Annotated in this window: 4 protein-coding genes; 3 read left to right on the forward strand and 1 reads right to left on the reverse strand. The window is 57.8% G+C overall.

Annotation, left to right across the window (positions count from 1 at the left end):
- Positions 1-197: 197 nt before the first annotated feature.
- Positions 198-1526, forward strand: a complete 1329-nt coding sequence (locus MKD38_RS30010) for a helix-turn-helix domain-containing protein (protein WP_012354636.1) — start codon at positions 198-200, stop codon at positions 1524-1526.
- On the opposite strand, the gene MKD38_RS30015 is transcribed toward MKD38_RS30010, so the two are convergent.
- Positions 1513-2910: a replication initiation protein gene (locus tag MKD38_RS30015; protein WP_012354635.1), complete on the reverse strand. Its 1398-nt coding sequence runs from the start codon at positions 2908-2910 to the stop codon at positions 1513-1515. The genes MKD38_RS30010 and MKD38_RS30015 overlap by 14 nt on opposite strands.
- A gap of 1226 nt (positions 2911-4136) precedes the next feature.
- Between MKD38_RS30015 and MKD38_RS30020 the strand changes: the two genes are divergently transcribed.
- Both MKD38_RS30020 and MKD38_RS30025 read left to right on the forward strand, forming a co-directional pair.
- Complete coding sequence (locus tag MKD38_RS30020) at positions 4137-5348, forward strand: ParA family protein (RefSeq protein ID WP_012354634.1); 1212 nt, start codon at positions 4137-4139, stop codon at positions 5346-5348.
- Entirely contained in the window at positions 5345-6316 is a 972-nt protein-coding gene (locus MKD38_RS30025; protein WP_012354633.1) for a ParB/RepB/Spo0J family partition protein, read from the forward strand. The genes MKD38_RS30020 and MKD38_RS30025 overlap by 4 nt, the downstream gene beginning before the upstream one ends.
- Positions 6317-6357 lie beyond the last annotated feature (41 nt).

Raw genomic sequence — 6357 nt, forward strand, 5'->3', positions numbered from 1 at the left:
CTAGGTCTCTGGCGGCTCCCCACTGCAACTATGTACCTGCAGGGTATAAGTCCAGCAACTCCAGGTTTTTCATCGGCATAGGCAAAAGAGGTCACGAGCTTCGAAACCCCTTTGACTCGACCTACAAGACAGATCGAGTGTACGAAGCCCGCGCCTTCGCTGTCAATGCCTCCTTTCCAAGTTTGCGCTGATCGAAGATGACATGTAGCTTCGACGGGCTTCCTATTGCCCGAAGAACAACAAAGTGCGGCGATGCGTCGCATGCTCCTAAACCTGTCGCCGCCGAAGGCCTGCAACCCAATGCAGCAAGGCTCGATGCCGGCCGGCTGCCTGAGCGGATTCTTAGAGCAATCGCGCTGGTCTACGAGTCCGATGGACTTCGGACTTTGCACATCACGAATCGTCAGGTACTGGCCACGCTCGTCCGCTTCGCTTTGAACCAGAAGGATCCGTCTGCGCTCGCCTTCATAAAGAAGGCAACGATTGCGCAACACCTCGGGATGAGTGAGGCCACGGTCTATCGAGCGCTTGGTGCGCTTGAAGATGCCGGGCTTATTAAGCGTGAACGGCAGCGGCGCACCAGGGCGCAGCTTGAGGTCGTTGGGCGGATCGGGTTCTCCTCAAAGTTGCTCCGATGCATTGGAATCACCAGCCTGCAGGTTCAGTCCACTATCCACGTTCCGACCCGCTCTGATGAGTCGGGGGCCTCTACATGTCTCGCACCGGTGAATGGCGTAAACAAGACCATGCAGTCTTCTACGAAGAAACATCCGGGGCCGGGATCCTTTTTGCGGATTGACGGTCGCGCGGTGCCGATGGACCTGGCGCCCTTGGTACGCGACCAAGCCCTAAAGATGTCCGCGCTGTTCCTACTGATGAAGCTTGCGAGAACCACGGGCCACCGTTTGTCAGACGTCGTCTCGGCGGCTGGCAATGCGCTCAGGCCGCTCCGGGGACGAGAACTGTTCGCGTACCTCAAGTCGCTCCTCGAGATGCCTGTTGACTACGGACATATAGTCCGGACGCGGAAGCTCCGTGAAGATGCAGGGCGAGCAGCCGAGGCTCGGGCCACACGAGAGCGGCAGCAGATTGCCGAGCTGGTGGCGAGATACCGAGGCAAGCGGGTTTCAGCACCAGATGGGTCGACCTATGAAGTCGATTCAGCGTCGATCGTGTTTATTGACCGCAACGGTCGCCGGAGTTCGGTGGGGCACGATCAGGCGCGCGCCTGGCTCTTTGAGATGGACAGAGTAGCGTGTGGGTCCTCTTCCGGCCCCATCCAGTTAACGCAGCCGGGGCAGCCGTCGTCGGTAGTGGCGCGAGCGGCTATTGAGACTATCCGCGGGCTGGTGCACGGCAGGAACGCATCTCAGGAGTTAGATTGCTTTGGCCTCGGCATATCCAAGGAACTGGCTACACCCCGAACAGGTTATGGCATGCTACGGAAGTCAGCGCAGGAATCAAAAACCTGCGATAGCGACAGCGTCGATCAACGCGAAGAAATCCGCTGTGTCATGCGCGACTGAGTGCCACGCGGCCGAACACGAACTGTCCCAAGTACCAGGACAAATCTGGCGTCGTCAGGATGACGTCTTCGGAGACGGATGCAGGCTCCAGCTTCATCCGCCGCAGTACAAGCTTGCCTTCGCGCGACGCCAGCCAAGCCCGAATAAACTCCCTGCGAGTTTTGGTATCAGCCGACGTAAAATGCGCGCGACCTTGGGCTGATTCTTCATTCATGCGTGCACGCGTCTCTTCATCACGCGACGCCACGCTGTGCTCAACGGATGACTTCACTGCTGCCTTTACGGCTTCCTTCTCCGTTTCCTCCGTGAGCAGCTTCGTCTGGACCTGAACCATGGTCCGCTCAGCTTCGGACATGCGCCAGTTGTCGCGCAACGCCTTCATCAGATAGCCGGACGGACTCTTCTTCACTTGGCCCCGATTGAGCTTGAACCGCGTGTACTCGATCGCTTGCAGGATGCGGTCGTCATTCCATGCTTCCCGGTTCTCGGAGATCTCGGTGAACTGGCGCGTGGACAGGTTGAACTCGTCCTTCAGGATCTTGTAGATCTGGCTCGCGTCAGATAGGCTCGCCATCACCGCATCGGCCGTGTCCTTGCGCTGGAGTTGGAAGCGGATGCGGTCAACCTTCTTCGACGAGGTCGATTCCGTCCGAGTTTCGTAGGACAGCTCGATGTCCGAGATCTCATTGATTTCCCGGACCGCTGGCTCAAGCCAGTCGCGCTTGAAATATTTGAAGATGCTGGCGTTCGCGCCCATCTTCCCTGGCCAGGTCCGCATCTCGTCCAGCTTGATCCAGTCGGTGCGCCCTGCCGGCACGCTCGGCAAGACCTTGTCGTAGATGGCGCGCGCCAGGCTGCGCGTAAATGCCGTCGAAATCCGCAGGCTTAGCCAGTGGGACTTGCGTGGGTCGCGAATGTGGGGGATCAGGCTGTGGTGCACGTCGAAGCGGATGCGGCCACGATGCATGGCCACCATACCGATCAGTTGCACCTGCACCCAAATATCATCTTCCGCCGGCTCACGGTCTGACGGCGTGTTGGTGACGCGGACCTTCGCGTTCTGCGCTTCGTCTGCGATGGTGCGCAAATGCTTCAGGTTGCGGCTGTCGTACCGCATCAGCCATTTGAAGTAGTTCAGCTCAACGTCGTACTGATCTGGGACTTCCGGCTCTTGGGCGACGATGAAGTAGGCGGCATCGAGGAACCGTCGCGCCGCTAGCCCCATGTTCACGATTTCCGTGAAGAAGTTATTGCGCTGATAGCCGATTTCGCGGTTCGCCTCGTTGATGGACGTGCCGAGGTCAAACATGTCTTCGAACAATGCGAGCGCCATTTGCCGAGGCGTGGTCCTCGTTTTGATCTCCACCGGATTCTCGGCCGCCATAACTTGTGGTTCCCCTCTTTTTAGGCTGGGGTGACTCTAGCACGTGATGGTGAGGTTCTCAACACAATGAACCTCACCATAAAAGCCAGGCATCAGCGGCCCTGACCTTGCCCTGCGGTCCCAGCACAACGACCCTCACCCTACGCACAATGGACCTCACCGTTGCGCAAGGCGGGCAGTGGCTAAGTTGGCATCTAGCCTAGCGTCAGCGGGGATATCCACAGCGTCCGCACAACGTACCTCACCTTGACTGCCTCGGCACAAGAACTAGCACCTTGCGGAACAACGAGTCTCACCTTGCTCGCACATCAAACCGCACGTTCGTGGCACAACACACCTCACCTTTGGCACATTGCACCTCACCTTGCTGGCATCTAGTGTTTGATTAGAAAGGGCTTTGCTTTTTTCCGTTTGTTTGTCGGTGTGTTTACTTCTCAAAAAACTAAACAAACAGGCACGGTCCACGCTCACAAGATCGCCGACTGTGCTGGGGCTCGTCAGATGCGCGGGCAACGCAGACCTCGTCCTGCCGTGGAGGGTCGCCCAGCCGACGGCACCAACATCACGCTGGGCCGGCTGCAGAATTCTTCACGAAGCGCCAAGGCTCCCTCTGCCGGGGATCCTTCATGCCGGTCGTCACACAAGTCTTTGATGGTGAGGTTTTTTGTGCTGCAGTAAAGGTGAGGTCCGTTGTGCAAGACGTTGGCAGGCTTTTCTCCTGCAGGGTGAGGTTCATTGTGCGACCTCAATAAGGCGCGTACGAAGCACGCACAATGAACCTCACCATTGTCGATGCAGGGTGAATCCGGCCGTCGCGACCTCATTTGAACGAGGCAAAATCCAAGCAGAGCGTTCCCGTCGAAGCGCCGTGCGAGGTGGTGTCAATGGCCTAGGCGGCCCACGGCTCGACCGGCAAGGTGAGGTCAATTGTGCATAATCCCAGAACTAGGCTTCTAGCATCCAGGCAATTGGCATCACGATTGACTGGATTGGCCGGGATGGTGAGGTCATTTGTGCTGGTTTGCCGCGCCTGCATACGCCCGGGGGCCGCTTGTTTGACACCGCCTGTATGGGGTTGTGCAGGGCAAGACGCCCTAATTCGCCTAAAGTTTGAGCAAAACTGTGGTTTTTTAGGATAGTTGGTTTCAAAAACAACAGTTTATAAAGCATTGCTCAAGCGTTTCTTGTATTCTGAGCTTTCCAGAATTTTGCGGAAAAACCTCAGAATGGTGAAAACGAGCCAACTTCCTGCAGTCGATCGGACTGTCCCGCTTGAGCAAATATCCCAGTTCGCGGAAAAGGTCACCATTTTCACGGATGAACTGCGTCAGACGATCCTTGCGCCGCGTCCTAGAAAAACCGCCCCGGTATTCAAGACCGGGGAGATCGCCGAGATGTGCAACATCTCACATTCCCAGGTTCAATACCTTGCCACCAAGGGCGATGGGGAATTGCCGCCAGGTACTGCAGCGGGAACAGGACGCACGCGGACCTTCACGTTGGAGGAGGCGCGCACGTGGGTGCAGAAGGTGTCGGACATTTATCAGACACCGCTGGTCACCGGTACGCGGGAGCCCGAAGGGAAAATCATCATCACGGCCCAACTGAAGGGCGGTTCGGCCAAGACTACGACAACGATGTGCCTCGCCCAGGGACTGACGCTGCGCGGCAGAAAGGTGCTGGTGGTGGACCTAGACCCACAGGCGTCGCTTTCCGAGCTGTGTGGTCTCTACGCCGAGAAGGACGTCTCGCCAGAAGACTCCGTTCTGCCGTATATCTACGATCAGCAGATCGAGGGGGGCTTGCTGTCCCAAGTGCAATCGACATACTGGGACGGCCTGGATCTCATTCCCGCGCACACAGAACTGATCGGCGCGGAGTTCCATTTGCCTGCCATGCAGAAGGTCAAGCCGGGCTTCCGTTTCTGGACTGTTCTCAGGGAGGGACTGGAGCCGTTACGGAAGCACTACGACTACATCCTGATGGACACGTCGCCCTCGCTTTCCTATATGAACTTGAACGCCTTGCTGGCGGCAGATGCCATGGTCATGCCAATGGTGCCAGAGAACCTGGATTTCATCAGCTCGCTGTCGTTCTGGCGCCTGTTCTCCGATGTCTCCAAGAGCTTCATCAAATACGAAGCGGACAAGAAGTACGACTTCGTGTCGCTGCTGCTGTCGAGGGTCGACTATGGGCGTACGTCCTCTGCACCGATTGTTCGGGCATGGGCTCAAAGCGCCTATGAGAGCTGGCTGCATTCAATTGAAGTGCCCGCTAGTTCTGTGATGAGCACTGGGGCCCTGGCTTTCTCAACGGTATTCGACGTGAGTAGTACCCATAGCGCTGCAAAATCGCTGCAGCGGGTGCGCCAGCCGATTGTCGACTATTGCCGATGGTTGGATGAAATCTACGCAGAAAAATGGAGGAGCGCGCAATGAGCAATATGCGAGAACAGCTATTGGCGAAGACGGCTGGTATCCGGAAGACGTCGGCAATTCAGAAGGACGAGATCAAGCGTAACGATCGCACGCAGACCGCACCTGGGTTGGCTGGTGCACTGGCCGTGGCACAGATGCGCGTGCAGGAGCTCGAGGCTGCCGGGGTTGCGTCCCTAATCGCGGTCGCTGACATCGTGCCGAACCCCTGGCAGCCTCGGCGCGTCTTCAACGATTCAAAACTCGCGGACCTCGCGGAGTCCATCCGAGAGGTTGGGTTGATGCAGCCTATCGTGGTACGCCGCGCCGAAATGGGTTATCAGATCGTGGCCGGTGAGCGCCGGTGGCGGGCCCACAAGATGCTGGGCGCCGATACCATCAAAGCGGTGGTCGCTGAGCCGTCTGACGCCGATATGGCGGTGCTGGCTCTCGTGGAGAACGTCAGCCGTGATGATCTCTCTGACTATGAGATTGCGCTTTCCATTCGTCAGACCGAGAAGGAATTCCCGTCTCGCGCTCGTCTGGCCGAGGCTCTCGGGCTGTCCAGAAGCGGGCTTTACCGATTCCTCAGCTTTGCCCAACTCCCCGACTATGTAATCCGGGATCTGGATCTTCAGCCTACCCTGCTCGGCGGGACGGCCGCCGAAGCGATCGTTATGACCATCCGCAAGTATGGCGAGGCGGGCGATGCAGCGGCGAAGGAAATCTGGCCACTGGTGGCATCGGGGAAGATGGACCAGGGCAAAGCAGCAAATGCGATAAAAGCGCTGGCAACCCGTCGAGTTGATGCCGCCAATTCAGCGAGCGAGCGAAGCATCGACAAGTTCTTTGCCGGTAAGGAGCATGCCGGCTCGATTACCAAGGACGCCAACGGCTTCACCGTCAAGATCAAGTTCGGTGCACTGAGCGAGGCGCTGGAGAACCAGATCCGCCAGCTGATCAGCGAGACGTTCCACCACCAGCCGAAGTAATCTGACCCGAGGTGACAAGAAGGCCCGCCAAATGGCGGGTT

Origin of the sequence: Cupriavidus sp. WGlv3 (genome assembly GCF_023952475.1) — a bacterium.
Classification (GTDB): Bacteria; Pseudomonadota; Gammaproteobacteria; order Burkholderiales; family Burkholderiaceae; genus Cupriavidus; species Cupriavidus phytorum.